Origin of the sequence: Croceibacterium xixiisoli (assembly GCF_009827305.1) — a bacterium.
Lineage (GTDB): Bacteria > Pseudomonadota > Alphaproteobacteria > Sphingomonadales > Sphingomonadaceae > Croceibacterium_C > Croceibacterium_C xixiisoli.
Map to the genome: position 1 here is coordinate 1,672,401 of NZ_WTYJ01000001.1, position 17,780 is coordinate 1,690,180.

17 protein-coding genes are annotated in these 17,780 nt (G+C 61.5%); 4 read left to right on the forward strand and 13 right to left on the reverse strand.

Annotation, left to right across the window (positions count from 1 at the left end; genetic code table 11):
- Positions 1-16 precede the first annotated feature (16 nt).
- From GRI97_RS08020 to GRI97_RS08030, 3 genes are all read left to right on the forward strand, one after another.
- Positions 17-223 carry a hypothetical protein gene (locus GRI97_RS08020; RefSeq protein WP_161390520.1) on the forward strand — a complete coding sequence of 69 codons (207 nt, stop codon included), beginning with the start codon at positions 17-19 and terminating at the stop codon, positions 221-223.
- The gene (locus GRI97_RS08025; protein ID WP_328598515.1) at positions 220-576 is read left to right on the forward strand and encodes a thermonuclease family protein; all 357 of its coding nucleotides are present in this window, start codon (positions 220-222) and stop codon (positions 574-576) included. Before GRI97_RS08020 ends, GRI97_RS08025 begins: the two co-directional genes overlap by 4 nt.
- Before the next feature lie 383 nt (positions 577-959).
- A complete protein-coding gene (locus GRI97_RS08030; RefSeq protein WP_161390521.1) occupies positions 960-1,319 on the forward strand; it encodes a helix-turn-helix domain-containing protein in 360 nt (119 codons plus the stop codon).
- Between the two features lie 121 nt (positions 1,320-1,440).
- Here GRI97_RS08030 and GRI97_RS08035 read toward each other — a convergent pair whose 3' ends face one another.
- Entirely contained in the window at positions 1,441-2,502 is a 1,062-nt protein-coding gene (locus GRI97_RS08035; protein WP_202392602.1) for a P63C domain-containing protein, read from the reverse strand.
- Positions 2,503-2,888: 386 nt separating this feature from the next.
- Positions 2,889-3,137, reverse strand: coding sequence for a DUF6894 family protein (locus GRI97_RS08040; protein ID WP_161390522.1), 249 nt, complete (start codon positions 3,135-3,137; stop codon positions 2,889-2,891).
- A gap of 589 nt (positions 3,138-3,726) precedes the next feature.
- Here GRI97_RS08040 and GRI97_RS08045 point away from each other — a divergent pair.
- Positions 3,727-3,891: a hypothetical protein gene (locus GRI97_RS08045; protein ID WP_161390523.1), complete on the forward strand. Its 165-nt coding sequence runs from the start codon at positions 3,727-3,729 to the stop codon at positions 3,889-3,891.
- Here GRI97_RS08045 and GRI97_RS08050 read toward each other — a convergent pair.
- From GRI97_RS08050 to GRI97_RS08100, 11 genes are all read right to left on the reverse strand, one after another.
- Positions 3,881-4,960: an acyltransferase family protein gene (locus GRI97_RS08050; RefSeq protein ID WP_161390524.1), complete on the reverse strand. Its 1,080-nt coding sequence runs from the start codon at positions 4,958-4,960 to the stop codon at positions 3,881-3,883. The two genes, GRI97_RS08045 and GRI97_RS08050, sit on opposite strands and share 11 nt — an antisense overlap.
- Positions 4,961-5,021: 61 nt before the next feature.
- Positions 5,022-5,546: a hypothetical protein gene (locus GRI97_RS08055; RefSeq protein ID WP_161390525.1), complete on the reverse strand. Its 525-nt coding sequence runs from the start codon at positions 5,544-5,546 to the stop codon at positions 5,022-5,024.
- Positions 5,543-6,259: an N-acetylmuramidase domain-containing protein gene (locus GRI97_RS08060; RefSeq protein ID WP_161390526.1), complete on the reverse strand. Its 717-nt coding sequence runs from the start codon at positions 6,257-6,259 to the stop codon at positions 5,543-5,545. The genes GRI97_RS08055 and GRI97_RS08060 overlap by 4 nt, the downstream gene beginning before the upstream one ends.
- Positions 6,256-6,657 (reverse strand): hypothetical protein, encoded by a 402-nt coding sequence (locus GRI97_RS08065; protein WP_161390527.1) that lies wholly within the window; start codon positions 6,655-6,657, stop codon positions 6,256-6,258. Before GRI97_RS08065 ends, GRI97_RS08060 begins: the two co-directional genes overlap by 4 nt.
- A complete protein-coding gene (locus tag GRI97_RS08070) occupies positions 6,654-7,178 on the reverse strand; it encodes a hypothetical protein (RefSeq protein WP_161390528.1) in 525 nt (174 codons plus the stop codon). The genes GRI97_RS08065 and GRI97_RS08070 overlap by 4 nt, the downstream gene beginning before the upstream one ends.
- 167 nt (positions 7,179-7,345) lie before the next feature.
- On the reverse strand, positions 7,346-9,637 hold the full coding sequence (locus GRI97_RS08075) for a hypothetical protein (protein WP_161390529.1): 2,292 nt from the start codon (positions 9,635-9,637) through the stop codon (positions 7,346-7,348).
- Positions 9,634-10,050, reverse strand: a complete 417-nt coding sequence (locus tag GRI97_RS08080) for a hypothetical protein (protein WP_161390530.1) — start codon at positions 10,048-10,050, stop codon at positions 9,634-9,636. Before GRI97_RS08080 ends, GRI97_RS08075 begins: the two co-directional genes overlap by 4 nt.
- A gap of 39 nt (positions 10,051-10,089) precedes the next feature.
- The gene (locus GRI97_RS08085; RefSeq protein WP_161390531.1) at positions 10,090-10,635 is read right to left on the reverse strand and encodes a hypothetical protein; all 546 of its coding nucleotides are present in this window, start codon (positions 10,633-10,635) and stop codon (positions 10,090-10,092) included.
- Positions 10,632-12,755 (reverse strand): hypothetical protein, encoded by a 2,124-nt coding sequence (locus tag GRI97_RS08090; RefSeq protein WP_161390532.1) that lies wholly within the window; start codon positions 12,753-12,755, stop codon positions 10,632-10,634. The genes GRI97_RS08085 and GRI97_RS08090 overlap by 4 nt, the downstream gene beginning before the upstream one ends.
- Positions 12,752-17,029 carry a hypothetical protein gene (locus GRI97_RS08095; RefSeq protein WP_161390533.1) on the reverse strand — a complete coding sequence of 1,426 codons (4,278 nt, stop codon included), beginning with the start codon at positions 17,027-17,029 and terminating at the stop codon, positions 12,752-12,754. Before GRI97_RS08095 ends, GRI97_RS08090 begins: the two co-directional genes overlap by 4 nt.
- Entirely contained in the window at positions 17,026-17,745 is a 720-nt protein-coding gene (locus tag GRI97_RS08100; RefSeq protein WP_161390534.1) for a hypothetical protein, read from the reverse strand. Before GRI97_RS08100 ends, GRI97_RS08095 begins: the two co-directional genes overlap by 4 nt.
- Positions 17,746-17,780: the final 35 nt, after the last annotated feature.

Here is a 17,780-nt window from a genome sequence, read left to right on the forward strand (position 1 = left end):
CGATAGCGGGAGATGGATGATGGTGACCCCTGAGCGGAAATTCGTGGTTGAAGAAATCGAAGGCCAGTTCGTGGTTGTCGATCAGTCCCTGACGATCCGGCACAACGATAGTTGGACCATCGCGAGCATCGCCGGCTCTGCCAAGCTCCACGAAATCCACGACACCCGGGCGGCTGCTGATCGCGCCTGCCATGAAGCCAACGCGGGACTGACCAAAGAGTGATCCTGTTCGCTGCGGCGCTTTCCATTGCCGTCTGCCCCACCTCCGGCCAGCGCTTCACCTGCGTCCACGATGGCGACAGCATCGTCATCGACCGCGAGCGCATCCGCATCGCCGATATCGACACGCCTGAGCTCGACGGCCGATGCCAGGACGAGCGTCGCCGCGCGGTCCGCGCGCGCGATCGGCTAGTGCGGCTTCTGTCGTCGGGCGATATCGAGATTCGGCGGACGGGCAAGGATCGCTATAAGCGGACGCTGGCGATCATCACTCGCGATGGGCGATCGGTCGGCGATATCCTCGTCAGCGAGGGGCTGGCAAGGACTTGGGCGGGACGGCGGGAACCCTGGTGCTGACCTGTTTCGAGACACTCACCTGCAGGTCGTTTTTCACGCACATCCTTAATGTAACGCAATTGTTTCATGGCGCTCAGTGATCCGCGAATCTACGTGGCGCGCGACGAGGGGGCTTTGGACGGCAACTATCGTTGGACATGACAATGACGGCCAGGGGGCAGCTCTATGTTTATGCTGACTATTTGTGAATTTTTTGGGCATCGCGTTAACCGGAAAAGGGTGGGTCACGATGGTCTGAATTATCGGACCCAATGCACACGCTGTAACTCGTCTCTGATCCGCCATTCCCATGGCTGGGCGCTATATGATCCTGCTGCACATGCCGATGACCGGCGCGCGGAAGTATTCAGCTGAGCAACCCGTTTGCACACGAATTCGGCGACTTGTTACGTCAGGAGCGGAAACAACGCTCCCTGAAGCTGGCCGACTTGGCGCGCGAGATTGACCTGAGTGTCCCGTACCTCAGCCAGATCGAGACAGGCGCCAAGCCGGTGCGGCATGCTCATGTCGCTCGCATTATTCACAAGCTGGGTCTTGATGCCGACACGGAAACCAAGCTTCGCCGTGCCGCTGCTTTGTCAGCGTCACAGTATGTTATCGCACTGCCAGAGGGTGCTCAGGCTGACGATCGGATCCTCGCAGCCCAGATTGCAGCGATGTTTTCCTCGCTGACGCCTGATCAGAAAGAGGCGCTGCGGGTGATCTTCTCGAGCCCCGACAACGTTCGTTATTCTGGCTGCTGAACCACAGCGCCTATCGTACTGGTCGTTCTCACGGCCACGAGGACGGGAGGGAACTGGCCCCAGGCAAAGAAAACCCCGCCGATCCGGAGATGGCGGGGAATTGTCACGGCACTATGCTGCTTCAGTCGTAGACAGCCAAAAGCCCTTGCTTGCCGTAATGATGCTGCACCTTCTGTCGCAACTCATTCATTGTTTCACAAGATTTTGCGAGCCCAACGATCTCGTAACACCGGGCAACCAACTGCCGGGCACCGTGGTTTTCCGTGAGATTTTGATGCCAGCGGATGCCTGGCGCTGGGCGGTTATCACGAAGATACTTCGCCACATCGGGATCCAAGGTATCGTAAATCAGTTCGATGACGAGCTTGCCCCAGTATTTCGGCCTGCTGCTTAATGGGCCCTGCCAATTGGTCAGCCGTCCGAACTCCTCCCATAGGTCGTCTGGGAATGTTTTTTCCCAAGCGCGCAACTCTTCGGCAATGAAAAGCCTGAGCTTGACCTGGAGAGCATCCTCAGCGCGTTCAAACTGATATCCCGTCGCCTCGTCAATCAGGGCATCAAGTCCGGTGCGGGTCAGACCCGCAGTGAGAACTGCGCATTTGATCGCGATTTGCCTCTGTCGGTCTGTCAGTGGGGCCTGCTTGTACAGTGCCTGCACATAACCTCGGCAGATCAGTTCAAAGTGCTCTGTGGTCATCCCCCTACCGGAAAACTGAGTGCCCGGGATGGAAAAATCCAAAAGTTCGGCCAGGATCAAGTCATTGTTAATGTAAGACTTTAGTGCAGACACACCAGTAAACTTGGCCAGGTCGCCGCTGTCTGCTTCGGCAATCGATTTAACTGCCGATCGAAGGGAAATCACCCTGTCGCCAGTGTCGAGGACATAAACGTCAAGTTCATCCCCGCCGAGGTCAATCTTACCCCTCCATTTAGCGAATGGCGATGCTGGAAAACCGCCTTCAGGTTCGACAATAATTTTGGATGGTTGCCGACCAGGTTGCATTTCCAATGGGTCAATAGACAGGCCAATTTCCGAACCGGCTGTGATGATCTTGTGGTGCCACTTCGCCGGGATCCGTCCGGTACTCACCCAATATTGTACGGTGCTCTGCTTAACGGACAGCATCCGCGCCAGTTCGGACTGGCTACCAAACCTTGCGACTAATGTTTCGACTCGGTTCATGCGCAACTCCTTCCCACCAGCAGCTAACAAAAATTATTGGTAGCTGCTAACGAAAATTTTCGTTGGCCAATTCCCTACGCATTCCCACGCACATAGAAACACGGCGCCGACTAGCAACGCACCATAGCCCAGTCGCACACGCCCGCGGCTCCTGAAAGATAACGCCCGAAAATTCTCAGTTGCCGCTGCCATCGGCCCGCTGCATGTTTCCGCATGGAGAGGAAGACCATGCAAGACCGTGAAACCTTCGTATTCTTCGTCGGCATCATCTGCGGATTTATCGTGCTCTTCGGCGGCCTCGCCCTGTTGATCAGCTGGGCATTTTAGCCATTCCGTCATTTTGCCGCCCCGCCTCAAACGGGATCACCCAGTGGATGTGCCAACCGTCAACGTGTTTGATCGACCGCAGCTGACCTGAAGGCTGAAATCTGCAGCATGTATAGAATCAATCCCTCGGCGTTAGTGACGTCCATTTGCCATTCTTGATCGACCCAGAGTTCACCTGCGTGCTCCGTCAAAAGCTGACCAGTTCGCTTCGCTGCCTCCACGCGTGCCGCAGTGCTGTCAGCCAGCTCCGCCCCTTCTGTGAGCATTACATGCGTTGGTGTGCGGACCTCGAAGTTGTAAAATGGCAAACGCGCTCTCCCTTGAACGCTTAACCACGGTTGGGCCCTATGTATCCGCAGCAACTGCAGATATATAAATTAATGGGCGGTGATGGCATTCGCGAGGGTGCCGCGCTCGACGCAACCTGTGCAATTATTGCACTGGTTGCCTCCGAATCTCTGCCGCCCACTCCCGCGCCTGGCGGCGTCGTCATTGTCACAGCGAATTCTCCCGTCAAGCAGCGGATACTGCACAGCCCCGCCAAGTGGAGGCGGGCTTGGCGTATATCGTAACGAACCTCATTCAGCGGCACTTTTGAAACCATCTGCGGTTGCTGCTACGTGTTTGTACGTGCATTTTGCCGCAAAAAGGGGGTGCGCGTGCGTGGATGGAAACGAGAGCTGTTGCTTTTCGCCGCCGCTGTCAGCGCGTTTATCCTGTTGGTTGGCGCCGCGGGCCTTTTAATTCAGCGACTGCTGTGATCAGTCAGGCCGATCAGCGGATCGACGCGGCTGCCAACGGGAAGCCGGGGGCGGGGTAGCAGCCGGCCCGGCATTCCCCCGCCTTGCGGAATCGTGGTGCGCTGATAACCCTCGCGCGACATTGGAAAGGCGGGGCATGGAACCGGAACGCAAGCGGATGGACAACGCGGGACGCGCCGGCATGGTGCTATGCTTCGTCCTGCTCATGGTTGATTACTTCGTGTTGGAGCGCTCGGCTGCGACCAGTGTGTTGTTCACCGGCGCTGCGCTCGCCCTGCTGATCGGTGCGATCACCCGCTAACTTTTTCCTCGCTTGCCTCTCCGGCAAGAACTGCGCTTTCCTGTCGATCAACGACCGACGGGGCGTTGTGGGTCAGCCTGCGCAGCAAATTCCCGACCGGTCGCTCGAAAGCCCAGTGGATCAGGATCGCGAGGATAACGGCGACAGGGACAGCGAATAGGATTGCGACAGGAAGGGCTGCGAAGTTGCCAACCTTCGCACTGACCCGATCAGCGGCAGCCGTAGCGAACGGATGAAACAGGTAAAGCGCGTAGCTGGCCGCGCCGAGCAGCAGGATAAATTTGTTCTGAATGGCCCAGCCGTGCCGCTCCAGTGAAATCACGCTTCCAACGAACGCCCCCGTGGCAGGCAGCAGCCATGCATTGTGAAACCCGATGCGCAGGTGCGGATAGATGGCCATGAAGGCTGCGCTGACGAACAAAAGCACCCACGACGCTCCCGCCGGGATGACCATGCCCCGCGCATAGGCAAGAGCCATAACCATGCCGAGCGCGAACTGCAGGATAATGGGCGAGGAATAGAATTTCAGCGCCACATCGGCCGGCTGCAAGACCGCGCCGAGGACTGCGATCGTGACGATGACGGTAACACACGGCCAGATAGTTCGGTCGAGGCTACCTTTGCCGAACGCCACGCACGCAGCGAAGAGCGCGTAGAACGCCATCTCCATATTCAACGTCCAGCCGAGAAAGAAGATAGGCTGGACGTTGCCGTCCGGGCGCAGGAACGGGATGAAGAGCAGCGATTTCCAGAATTCTGGCCAGGTCGGAAGGCTGGCTTGCATCAGTGGGTAACCGAACAGCAACGCGACGGCGAAAATGCCCATCGTCAGCGCCCAGTAAAGCGGAACAATCCGCGTAATCCGATTGGCGACAAAGTTGCCGGCCGTCACGGGTTTTTTCCAGATGGAATGCACCATCACGAAGCCGGAGATGAGGAAGAATATATCGACGCCGGTATGCCCGAACCGGAACATTCGATCAGCGTGAAGATGCTCGATCGCCCCAATGTGAACGAACACGACCATGAGAGCGGCCAGGGCCCTCAGCACTTGCAGATTGTAGAGCATGCAGCGGCGATTCCCTGTTCACGCGCTGCTTACAGGCTGGCCCGTTAGCGCACATCAACTTTCAGTCGACAATCGTGATCTGTTTTGCCCACTCCCGCGCCTTCCCGAGCCGCACGGTGTTTTCCGTGCAGATCAAAATGTCGGATTCTGGCACCGCGATCAATCCAGCATCCAGCTGGGCCGCTGCACCGGATCGGTCAGCACCTGGGGCACCGTCACTGTCGGCGCGGGCTCCGGAGCTGCCGGCCGCACTTCCAGCTGCCGGGCACTGCACCCGGTTGCGAGCAATGAAATCGCGAGCATCGGCCATGGCGTCAGCCTGGGCTTGTTCTGCATGTTCGTCGGTCCTTTGTGCGAGCGTCTGATAGCGCGCTTCCTGTTCGACCCGGGCAAGGCGGGCGAGGTCGGCGGCGTGCTTCTGCGCGTTTTCGATCCGGGCAATGGTTGCGGTCAGCGTGGCATTGTCCTGCCGCTCGCGGCCGAGGCGCCAGGTCTGGACCGCGAAGGCTACCAGCAGCGCCACGAAGACGCCCGCCACCAGCGCGCCGACGTATGGCGCAATCCAGGCTTTGACGGCGCCGATCATGCCAGCGACCGCCACGCCGCAGCAATCTTGATATGGTAGCCGCCCTTTTCGTAGCCGGTGCCATTGTAGCCGCGTGCCAGCGGGCGGGCGTTCTCAGGATCGCCATTGATCGCTCGCAGCGCCGGCAGGAGGCGGTTCACTTCGAGATAGCGGCCGAAGGCGTCATAATGCGCAGCCTCGTTCCGGCTTAGCTGCCAGACGAAATCCAGCGCCGAGGAATAGCCGAGAGCCTTCCAGTGCGCGCCCATAATCTGGAACTTGCCGAAGCTGGCGCATTCAAGCGCGGCCTCCACACCGAACAGCGCGGTCGCATCGGCCAGCTTTTCCCAGCTGTCATTCATGCCGTTGTCGTTGACGTCGGTCGTATAGCCGCCGGGCGTGGGGTTGGAGAGATAAGCCTGTCGCGCACCCGACCATAGCGCCCAAGTCTTGACCCGACGCCAGAGGTAATGCCGCTCATACAGGCAGGCCAGCAGCCCGGAGCGATCCCAGCCACTGCCGCCGCCTTCGACCTGGGCAACCGCTCCGATCTGCCGCGTGGTGCATTTCAGACGCGCGGCAAGGGCGGCGATGTCGGCCGGTGTGACCGCCGGCGCTGACCGGTTGCGAAACGCCTCGATCATCGCGGCCTTGGATTTCGGACCGAACTGGCCATCGACCACCAGCTCGGCGCCCCTGGCGTTCAGCCAGGTCTGAGATTGCTTCGTATTCATTGAGGTGTACCTCCGGGGTCTGAAAACAGCCGGCGCACGTAGTTCTCGGCCAGTTTGAAGAAGCCTTCGCCCAGCACGCCCGATCCCGCGCCGAACAGCAGGCCGACCAGCGGCGTCGGGCGGTTGCCGATGACCAGGCCAGCGGCCAGCGCCAGCATCATCACCGTGACCGGGGCGTCGAGCTGCCAGCGGTATTGCTTGCGGGTCGATTGGGCGGCGCCCAGCCACCATCGCGAGGTGGCGCAGGCGAACAGCGCGGCGCACATCGACGCGGCTTCGAATGGATAGCCCAGCAGGTGCCAGATGACGGGTTGAGCGGTCGCGACCGTGGCCCCTTGGACCGCTGTTGCAGCGATAGGCGTTGCCGCCAGCGAGATTGCCCCCACGCGCCCGATCACCGCAGGCTCACGACGCAGATAGCTGCGATGATGGTGGAGATCACCAGCAAGGCCGGCTGTCGCAGCCGGTCTTTCGATCGCCAGAAGTGGATAGGGTGAGGCCGTTTGCGAAGCTGTTCGGACATCCCGCGTTCGGCGAGAAAATAGAGCCCGATGGCAGCCATGCCCAGCGTCGCCGCCAATGGATCAACGAAGCGCTTGACGGTGATGATCAGGGCGCTCGTTTGCGGGTCCATGGGGTTCCATCCCCAGATAACCAGCGCCTCCGCCCCGAAGCGCATAGAGCCGGCTGCGCCCAGCAGCAAGCCAATGGCGCGCCATACGCCGATTGGGTCGATCAGCCGCTCGCAGTGACGCCGCTGCCACATTTTGCGCGCCAGGTAGATGGCCAGCATTGTGAACAGCAGGAAGCCGGCGGTCATCCATGCCATATTGATGGCAACCAGCCACCCGTGACCGTCAAATGAAGGCGGCGCCACGGTGAGCGGCCCTTGCACGATTGAGCGTTGAGCGAAGCTCATAGCCAGCCCTTTCAGTGATATTGATGGAAGCAAAATAAGCGGGTAAAACGATGGCTATGATCAAGCGCATCATTGAATCGCTCAGAGCGTTTTGGGCACCATGCCCAGACTGTCAGGCGCACGCGTCGAAGCAGTGCGACGACTGCAATCTGCACATGATGAAGTGATCATTTCACCCAGCCGATAGATTTCAGATAGGCATGAACCCCGGCGGCGAGCTCTTGCTGAGCCGCCACTGTTTCATGTCGCCCGTCCGACAGCTTCGGGCTCGCGGCTGTCTGCGTCAGCACGACGAAGCTGCGACCATTTGCGCTCTTCGTTTCGCCGCCGCCGTTGCCTGCGTGGAATGCCAGCGCGTCGAAATATGCCGGGCAGAGCCGCGACAAGCCGGAGCGCTGACTGTCGATGTTGGCCAGCTTGATTTCCGACTGTTCGGGTGTGAGCGTCGAGGGTGCCCCGCCGGCAGTGATGCCGCCCTCGGCAGCCGTCAGATCGACCGCCCCGTTGCACGGCCCCACCACAAGTATTTTATCGGTATAGCGCTGCAGGTTGTCGTGCAGAGTCATGATATTGGCGATGGTGGTTTGCGCATAGGGGCGCAGCGTATAACCTTGGTCGTTCACGCCGACCCGGATGACAGCGATGGCATCACTGAACATTGTACGCATCGAAACGCAGGCCGCTGGATTGGTCCCGATGACCCAGCCGGTCAGCGGCATGATGGTCAACGGATTGACCACCGGGATCGCGGTGCGGGGATGCTCCACCGGGCGGAGGGCATAGGTCCCGCCGGCCGTGTAATACCGCAGTTCACACAGATATCCGGCTGCCATCACAAGCATGACGCAATCGGTACCGCCACGCGAGTTTAGATCATCAAGCGGCGCGGCGGGTGTGATCGCCGCCTCGCCTGCAGTGGGGATCGACGCGCCGGTGACAGTGACGGTCAACGGGATGCCACCAAACAGCGCGGAGACGGCGTTCGATCGCTTGCCCCCAATCCCCTGCTGGTAGGTGGTCAGGCCAAGCTCTGCCCCCAGTTCATCGCCAAACCCGGCGGTGCCGGTGGCTGACATGCTGTCACCCACAATCGTCAGCTTCGTTGGCAGACCGGTGCCGGAGAGGTTGGAAACAATCTCAGCCAGATTGTCGACAACCTCAAGGAATTCGATGCGGATCGGCGCCGAGTTTTTGCCGTCCACGCCCAGAGCTTGCGCGCCCGGCGGGATGTCAAAAATGGTGTTGGCATAGGTGGTGTTGGGCGCGCCATCGACCCGGCCAAGATAGGCTGTCGCACCTGCGTCCGAATACCAGCTGATCAGTTGCAGCGCTGCAAGCGACCCTTCAAATCTGGTCGAGATGCGTACCTTGGATGCACCTGCAGGGATGGCGGCTTTCGCATAGCGGAAGGTAGCCGCCGCTACCACGGCCCCTGCGCGGTTCAGATAGGCGTCAGCAACCACCGCCGCGCCGCTGTCTGCATAGCTGGAGACAGCGCCTTGGATCACTGGCAACGCAGCCGTCAGCTGCTCAAGGTCGATAAGCCTAGGGGCAACTTCTTGGGCCACCTCCAGAAACTCAATTTTGATGGCGCGCGTGTTGTGGCCATCCACCCCAATCACCTCCGCTCCGAGAGGGATATCAAATTCGGCCGCCAAGTAATCAGCGCCAGAAGTGCCGTCGACCCGCCCCATGAACGCGGTGCCAGCCGCGTCACCGTACCACGTGATCAACTGCACCAAATCGAGAGTGCCGCGGAAGTTGGTGGTGATTCTGACTTTCTGCACCCCAGCCGGAATGCTCGCCTTGGCGAACCGTAGACCTGCACTGGCCACCGCCACACCATAGCGGTTGAGATATGAGTTCTCGGTTGTGGGCGCGACGCTGTCGATCCAGCCAGCAAGTGAGCTTTGGATGGCGCCAACAGATGCTTCATTCGCCAACACGCGATCGTTCAAATCTGCGGCAATCTCTGCAACCTCAATTTTGATGGCGAGCGCGACCCGGCCGTTGACGCCGATCGATCGAGCGCCAGGCGGGACATCGAATACCGCCGCGAAATAGTCTGTGTTGGGGGCGCCATCGAGCCCGCTGAGGTATGCCACGCCGCCAGCGTCCGAATACCAGCTGATCAGCTGAAGTTCTGCCAAGCTGCCCTCGAAGCGTGTCGAGATTCGGACTTTGGTCGCCCCAATCGGAATTTCCGCTTTCGCGTATCGCATATTTGCAAGGGGCACCGCTGCGCCGATCCGATTGAGATACGCACCGTTGACGTTGTTGGCTTCCGTATCGACGAAGCTGGAGACGGCCGAGAGGATGGGATTGAACGTAGACGCCACATTCTGCTCGATGGTGTCGCGCTCTTCTGCGACCAGTCTCGCGATGCGTCGCGCCTCGGCCAGGTTCTCGCCGACATAGGCGATGGTCCGTCCGCCCACGCTCTGCTGGTGGATGGTCATTCCTGAGGTACTCCCTGTCTGATCGTGAAAGAGCCGGACCGAACGACGCGCTGGGGGCGGCCGGGCGGAGTGGCGTAAAGCATGTGGACCAGCGCGATATTCGCGCTCTCGACCGTGGGGTCGGGCAGCGCTTCGAGGGTCGCTTTGTCGATCTGGGGCCGGATAATCGTGCCGCCGACGATCGCGCCGCTGGTCGGGTGAACCATATCGGGGTCGTATGCGGCGGAGATCCCCTGTTGCCCCTCAGGCTGATTGGTCAGCGTGATGATCGGATCAGCGCCGTAGTCGCTCGCGATCACCATGCGGAACACCGCAGCGCTCCAATCATCGCCGATCCAGATGATATCCTCGGCACCTGTCGTCCCGCCCCAGGGCGCGTGCCTCCACGCGCTGAGCGCTTGCTCAATCGCCATATCAACCTTCCTGTTTTTCGTTTTGTTGGCGCCGGAGCGCTATGCGGCCGGCCAGCTGACGGCGGCGGCTTCGATGATCTGGGCAAGATTGCCGGCGTCGCGGATCAGCTGCTTGTGTGTAACGCGGCGCGCTTCGATGTCTGCCTCCGCTGCGGCAGACGCAGCTGATTGGGCCAAGATCTGATCGCGAATATCCATCATCGTCACATCAGCGCCGACGGCCGCCGCTGCGTCGCGTGCTGCCAGCATGAACGGATAGCGCTCGGGATGCGTGACCTCGTCGCCTTCCGACCATTCCCGGGCCTCGCGCGCCTTCAACAGATATCGGCGGTCCTGCCCGGCGATATCGGTCACCACGCCAGCGAACAGCCGGGCGGCCTGAGCATCAATCTGCTGCTGCAGCCAGAGCCTTAGTCGTGACAAATCCGGCTCGGGCGTCAGCGGCCCGCCGATCAGCCCATCGGGCAGCACCAGCAGATGCAGATCCTTTGCCGGTACCTGCTGCCCGGCCTCTGCTTCGTTCGCGCACAACCCCGCCTGGCGGATAGCACCGGTGGCAGGATCGTAATGGACCCACGTCGTCATCGTTTGCGTTCCTCAACGTCCAGGAAGGTCAGGTTCATGTAAGAGGCGTTGGGCGTCGCGCCGTTGGTGATCCGGCAGCTGAACGTCACCGTGTGGGTGCCGGCAGACAGGCCCCCGAGGATCGTCACGCAAGCCTCTGTTGCATAGGTTGTGTCATCGCCCGACGGCTGCACCAGGGATTGCCAGACGATGTTGCCATCGACCCTGATGATGTTCGTGCGATTGGTGTTGTCCTCGAGCCGAGCATTGGCGTGGACCATGATTTTCAGGACGCTGTCTGCCCTGTCCTTGTTCACGACCAGTGTGGCGCAGGTGATTTCGACGTTGTTGGTCAGATAGACTAGGCCGGATTCGGCATAGGCGATCTTCGACGCGGCGTTGCTGGCGATCTTGTCGGTCGCAACCGCCCCATCGAGGAGCGCATTGGTGGTGACGGTGCCGCTGATCAGCACATTGCCATCGACCCGCAGGTCGCCGACGATATCGACACCGCCGCCGCCATTGCTGTCCGAATAGACCCGCAGCTGCGCCCGGCCGCCGGCGATCGCCTCGACCTGCCAGTAGGACGTCAGCTTGCCGCTGTGCTCCAGCAGCACGCCCGCCTGTTCGGTCACCTGGCCGCCCAGCGTGTCGAGGTCGGAGAGAAGCTGCATCGCCTCGCGATCGCCGACAGGGGTGCCCGGAGGTGCGCCAACTGTCGAGCCTGGCTCGGCCGGTTTCAGATCCTCGATGGGCGTCCCGTCCGCATAGGTCAGGTCGGTTGCGGATGCCGGGGGTGTCATGTTCGACCACCAGGCGTTTTCCGTCTCCGGCCAGACCGGGGGAGCGTTGCCTGTTGTCGCGCCGACGCCGATGTATATCCATTCGGACAGATCGGGCAGGGTGACGATGTTGCCGTACCGGTAGAGCGTGTCCGCATCCCACCGCCCGCGCGGCAGCAACTCGGCATCGAAGGCTATCTCGTCCATCGTCTGGACGCGCCAGTTCCGGGCCCCGCCGAACATCGTCTTCGCGAATGGCGCGGTGACGGTCAGCTCTTGCGCATCTGTGACCTGGGGCGCGGTGCGGCCCTGCGTGTCGAGCAGCAATGCCGGATCCTCGCCGACGGTGACCGCTGTCACGAAGAACCGGCCATCCAGCGCGATCCCGGCCTGATGATTGCAGGGCAGGGCCAACCGGCGCGCCACATCTACGAACGTTGCCTGCTGCTGCAGCACGATGCCGATGGGGTGGGGCACCGCATCATCGAGCGCGTCGAGCGTTTCGGTCGCAAGCAAGTCGACCGGCACGCCAGCAATTGCCGCCAGCGCCGCAATGACGGAGCCGGTGCGCAGCGGAGAAGCATCGCCCACGACATGCCCATTCACATCGGCGGTGATCACCCCCGCCGCTGGCGCGCCGAGGCGGACCATGCCTTGCGCGAGACAGGTGGCCCAGGCGCCCCGCGGTACCGCCGCCGCTAGCAGCGAAGCCAGATCGGGATAATCAGCCACCGGGGGGCCAAAGGCGGAGGCGCGCTCATACAGCGCGTCGATCGCCTCGATTGGACCATAGGCGGAAAACTGGTAGAGCGAATCCACCGCGTCCAGCAGCACCGGCTCGACGTTGAGCGCCCGCCCGATGATCAGTGGCTTCTCGCGGTCCTTCAGGTCGGTGCCGCCTTCCGCGCCGCCGGTGCCCGCATAGGTTGCCGGGAGGACCTTGGCTGCGAACGGCTCGGCGTCGACCTGGCAGGACAGCGCCAGAACGTCGTTCGTCGTCGAGAATGTCGCTACCCTGCCACGGAACAGCAGGCGCCACGGCCATGGATCGCCGACACGACCGACCCTGATGTCAACCGGCGCGCTCGCCATGTGGCACCCGTCCACCCACTGATGGCTGCGCCGGAGCGCGCCCAGCTGCAGTGAGAACCGGGCGTCACCCGGTTGCACGGCCGATCCGAACGCGCCGTCGAACAGGCTGATGCTCATCGCCGGCAGGTCAATCATCGCCGGTTCGCGGAGCACATCGCCGAGCCCGGTAATCTCGCGCAGCGCTGCCGAGCACGCGCTCATGTCAATCCTGGCATCCTCGGTGGGGTGCCACGGCGATATGGTCGCGATGCAGTGCCAGGGCTTCACCAGGATCCCCCGCTGCCCTGCCAGACCGGCATGCGCTGCGAGGAGCTGTTCTGAGCGATAAGCGTGCCGAGATTGTCGTTCACCGCGTCGAGCTTGTTAGCGAGGCCGCTGGCGATGTCAGCGCGCAGATTGTTTACCGCATCGATGACACCAGCGTTGTCGGCCGGGGCGGTCGTGCCGAAGGGGCTTTCCCGATCTTCGATGCCGGACAGGCCGCCGGTGACGTCGTCGAACGCGCCCTGCGTCAAAGCGGTGATCTCGGCCAGAAGGTCGAAATAGCCGCTCTGCGATCCCGAAATCTGCCGCTGGATGTCGAGCAGCTGGCGGGCCGCCTCGACATAGTCGTCATAGGCGGTGGCGTCGCCGGCCGCGACCCGCTCAGCCAGCGGATTATATTCGGACAGCGCCATCGATTGCCGCTCGCGCAGGGATATTGCCGAGTTGCCGACCGTCAGTTCGTCAAGGAAGCCGCGCAGCGTGCTGAGTTCGCGCGCCGTGGCATCCTTGATTAGCTGATTGCGCTCGATCCAGTAGAGCTCTTCTAGATCAGCCATTTCCTGGGCCGTCGCGCCGGCGCTGGTGAACGTGTCCTTCAGCCGCGAGAATTCTTTGTCGAGCGCGTCCATCTCGAAACCGATCGGGTCACGATGCTGGGCCAGCCGGTTGAATACGTCTTCGATGTCCAGCGCGTCGGCGAGGGCTTCCTCCAAGTTCTTGGCATTCTTCAGCAGGTTCTGTGACAGCCGCGAGATGCCCATCATCGCGCCATCGTTGAGCGCGTTGAGGATGGCTACCTCGAGCGCTGCCTGAGCATCCTTGCCGTTGTAGAGGGCACCCTTGGGGTGCTTGGCGCCCGCGTCGAAATTGGCATCGCCGCCGACGCGGAAATAGTCTTCTCGCTGACCGATCGATACGCTGAATGCGCCGATCTCGGCGTTCAGTTGCTCGGCGATCTGCTTGAGCCGGGAATCCAGCTGCCCGGCCATGCTGCCCAGGTTGCTGCCGATTTCATCTCGGCTGCTGCGTGACTGCGTGCGTCCGCCGATGCCGGTGATGCCGAGGTTGCCGTCGGGTGTGCTGGTGAACATGTTCCCCAGAATGCCGCCGGCGATTGCGCCGATGATGTCCCCGCCCGGGATTGGCAGGGCAGACCCGATCATCCCACCGATCTGCGAGCCGGTGCCGGACATGTTCAATCCGAGCATGTTGCCCAGACCCGCTACCATCGATCCGGTCTGAGCACCCTTCAGCGCGTCGCCCAGAGCGCCGGAAATAGCGCCGCCCAGCTTCTCGCCGAAGATGTCATTGCCGAACGTCTTCATAGCACCTTGGGCGGCGCCGAGGATGCCGCCCACGTCCCCGCCGGTGGCGTAACCGTAAAGGGCGCCGGACAGGACACCCTGCATCTGGGAGAAGAAGCTTGTGCCGAAAATCGAATCCAGTTCGCTGGTGAGCGGACCAACCAGCTTTTTCGACATCGCCTCGAAGTAGGCTTCCGGCGTCATGTTCGAGAGCGTGCGCCGGGTGCCGGTCACAACGATCTCGTTGCCGTGACCTTCATTGTCGTTTGCGGCGTCACCAGCAGGATCGCGCAGATGAGCAAAGGCCTCATCGAACGTCAGGCCAGATAGCGTTTGCGGATCGGAAATCTGCTGCGCCGTGGTGGCCAGGCTCGCGGCAAGGGTGGCGGCGGCCTCGGCCGCACGCTCATTCTGCTCGACGATATAGTCGACGCTGTCCTCGAGCTTTCCGCCGCCCTGGACCATCTCATCCATTTCGCGAAGCACATCGCCGAAGATGTTTTCGACGGTGACGCGAGCCTTCAGGTCGCGGAAGATCTCGCCAAAGTTCGCCAGGCTGCCACGACCAGCGAAGATTGCCTCCAGTTCCGACCGCACGCTACGCGTCGTATCCAGATAGTTAAGTTGCATGTCCTGAGCGCGCTCAAGCATCTCCAGCTCGGATTCTCGCGCGCTGACAATGTCGCGCACGGTTTCCAGCTGCTCGCGGTTGAGCGGCCCAAACTGACGCTGCAGCGAAAGCACCTCTTGCACCAACGCCACGTCTTCGCGCCGGCCACGGTTGGTGGCCGTCTGCAGCATGATCTGCTCTTCGGACGCGCGGTTCAAATCGCCCATCGCCTGAGCGAACGCCAGGCCGGGTAGCGCGTCGCGCAGCTCTACGGCCTGTCTGACCATTTCCGCGAAGTTTTCCGGCTTTTTCGTGGTCAGATCACTGATGAGATCGTTCAACTCGCGGGTCGACGAATTCACGCGCGCCACTTCCGGTGGGATATCTGAGAAGCGATCGCGAACGGCGGCAATTTTCCGTTCCGCGTCCTCGGCAAATTCTGCAAGCCTCTGCGCTGCGCGTAGCTCAGCTGCCGATGTATCGCGCTCTTTGCGTGGCGTGCGCCGCGCTGATCGCGCCGCTGCCTCGGCCGCTTCCTTGATTCCGGTCAGACGATCGAATTCGGCCTTGTACCCTTCCTCAGAGATAAAGATGCCGCGGTCGGCCGCCCCGACTGGATCTGCGTCGCTTTGGTCAAATCTGTGCTTCAGTTCGCCAACTGCTCGCTCGTACTGCCCGCGAGCAGCTGCCAAGGGATCTCGTCGCTCCAGCACTTCTCGCTGAGCTACGGCGATCTTTGCATCCAGCTCCGCCTGCCGAGCCCCCTGACTGCCTCCAAGCTGCTTTTCTGCCTCTTCGATCTGCTGCTCGTACCAGCCCATTTGAATATAATTCGGCTGATTGAAGGGAATGAGAGACGTCCAACTGTTCGCCTGCTGCCGTCGCCTTGAAAGCTCAGCTTGGTATGTGGCGAGCCGGCCCTCAATTTGTTCGCGCCCAAGGGTCGCGATGTTCTTCTGCATGTCGAGGAAATCGCCTTGGACGGCAATTGCGGCCCGCATTTCCTCAGCCAATTGCGCAACAGCGTGAGACGCTTCACCAGTGCTCAGGCGCAGCACATCCATGCCGTTTGAGAAGTCATAAGCTTTCTGCTCTGCTTCAGATGCCGCTTCGCCTGCGAATATAAGGTCGTAGATGAACGGCCCCAGGATCGCCGTTGCAGCAAAAAAGGCAGCACCCCAAGGGCCGGACATGAACGAGGCCATCTCGCCCACCTTCGACAGGGTCTCATCAGAGCTGTCTGCCAAACCGGACAAAGCATAGGCAGCCTGCGGGACCTGCTGCGTGAAAATGGTGATACCGCTCGTGCCCATTTGTGCCTGCACGAGCACATCCTGCATCTGCTGCCCCAGCATCACAAATGCAGCCTGATTTGACCTTGCTACTGCAGAATTCGCCTGCCCCGCGCGCTCCACGGCGGTGCTATTCTGCATCACAGCCTGTGCGGATTCCCGCAGGTTGTTGCGCGCCAACTGCTGCGCCGCCGCATATTCGCGGACCCCACTGATGCCCGCATCGTAGAGCCGGTCAGCGCGCTCCATCTCATCGTCGAACCGGCGCTGAGCCGCATACATCGGGTCGAGCTGCGTTCGGAGCTCAACCGCGCTTGCTGCCAATGCTGCGTTTGTTTGCGCAGTGCGCTCTTGCTCTGCAAACATCTCCTGGAACGCCTGGGCACTTTCGCGCGCGCTCTTCGTCTGGCGATCAAGGCCGAATGCGTTGTCGAGAAAGCCCTGAGCGGCTCGCTCGTCTTGCGCAGCGGTAGCCTCGATCAGATCGCGGAAGGCATCGGCACTGTCCCTAGCGCTCTTTGCAGCACGGTCCAGCCCCGTGCTGGCATTGATCGCCGACAGCATCTGAGCGCCGTTGGCCGCTGCCGTTTCAGCCTGTGCCAACTGGAGATATTCACCGCTTAGAACGGATACCGTCGACCGCTGCGAGTTGAGCTGGGCTTGGACCTGGGCGATTGCATCGGCATGCGATCGGGAAGCGCGCGCAGCCTCTTCCTCTTCTCTCGCAAGAGCCTCCGTCGCGGCGCGCGCTAGTCGCGCATTATGGCTGTAATCGCCCTCAGCTTGCGCCGCGCGGGCTGTTGCCTCAGCGACCTCGCGGGCAGCCTTTGCGCGCAGCTCTTGTGCCCGCGCGTTGGCCTGGAGTTCGCCAACGTCAAGATTGAGACTGCCTGCGGTGGTGCGGGGCACTGTCATGGCCGTATTCAGCTGGCGCTGGGCCTCCCGCGTGAAGCTTTCCAGTCGCGATTCCGCCGGTCGGAGGGCACGGTCAATCTCGGACAGGAATGCAGATCCTGCAACGCTGTCCTGATGCTCAAGCCGCAGGTATGCGGGAAAGACTGTATCGGTCACCGGCGCACGCTCCTGACGGCTTGGTTGAACATTTCGGGCAGTTGGGCTTGGACGCCAGCGACTATGTTCCGCACGTCGACACGGGCGGCGCGTGAGGTGCGGGGGATGCCGACAAACGCGACCACGAACGCCTTTGCCCGCTGGCCGGCACGTGGAATCCCGCTGCGCTTTAGAGACCGCGCTTTGCGCCGCTGGCCGAGTTCCGACACGCCGACATTCTTCGCGACCAAAAGGGGGTTGCCGTTCACATTCCGGACGAAGCTCAGCGGGCCGATCTTCTGTTCGAACCCGTTGGCGCGATAGAGCTCAGGCGTCATGCGCTGGCGGTTCGTCACACGCGGAATTTCGTCAGTTGCGATCCAGAGCCAGCGGCCCCGGCGTGGGCCGATCTCCGCACCCTCGGTGTAAGCCTCGATCGCTCCCCGCGTTCGGTCGGATTTGGAGCGGACATAGATCATGCCCGATGCGGAGAAACCTTCCGCACTGCGCCGGTAGACGCCCCGGCCGCGCTCGAGGTCGGAGGTAGACCCAATCCCGTTGCCGAGCCGCCCGAGCCGGCCAGCTTGCATTTCCCGCCGAATTTCAGCGAGAGCAACCCGCCGGCCGCGATCGGTGGCGATCAGCGCAGCGCGTTCGATGACCTGGATAGCACCGCGGTAATAGGCGTCGAATGCCGCCCGGTGGTTACCGCGATCAAGTCTTGTCCGGACGCTCATTTTTGCGCGCCTTTACCTTGGCATCGCCAACGACG

Coding starts and splice junctions, on each gene's coding strand:
- GRI97_RS08020 (WP_161390520.1), top strand. CDS start 17: ATGATGGTGACCCCTGAGCGGAAATTCGTGGTTGAAGAAATCGAAGGC.
- GRI97_RS08035 (WP_202392602.1), bottom strand. CDS start 2,502: ATGAACCGAGTCGAAACATTAGTCGCAAGGTTTGGTAGCCAGTCCGAA.
- GRI97_RS08045 (WP_161390523.1), top strand. CDS start 3,727: ATGGAACCGGAACGCAAGCGGATGGACAACGCGGGACGCGCCGGCATG.
- GRI97_RS08050 (WP_161390524.1), bottom strand. CDS start 4,960: ATGCTCTACAATCTGCAAGTGCTGAGGGCCCTGGCCGCTCTCATGGTC.
- GRI97_RS08055 (WP_161390525.1), bottom strand. CDS start 5,546: ATGATCGGCGCCGTCAAAGCCTGGATTGCGCCATACGTCGGCGCGCTG.
- GRI97_RS08060 (WP_161390526.1), bottom strand. CDS start 6,259: ATGAATACGAAGCAATCTCAGACCTGGCTGAACGCCAGGGGCGCCGAG.
- GRI97_RS08070 (WP_161390528.1), bottom strand. CDS start 7,178: ATGAGCTTCGCTCAACGCTCAATCGTGCAAGGGCCGCTCACCGTGGCG.
- GRI97_RS08075 (WP_161390529.1), bottom strand. CDS start 9,637: ATGACCATCCACCAGCAGAGCGTGGGCGGACGGACCATCGCCTATGTC.
- GRI97_RS08080 (WP_161390530.1), bottom strand. CDS start 10,050: ATGGCGATTGAGCAAGCGCTCAGCGCGTGGAGGCACGCGCCCTGGGGC.
- GRI97_RS08085 (WP_161390531.1), bottom strand. CDS start 10,635: ATGACGACGTGGGTCCATTACGATCCTGCCACCGGTGCTATCCGCCAG.
- GRI97_RS08100 (WP_161390534.1), bottom strand. CDS start 17,745: ATGAGCGTCCGGACAAGACTTGATCGCGGTAACCACCGGGCGGCATTC.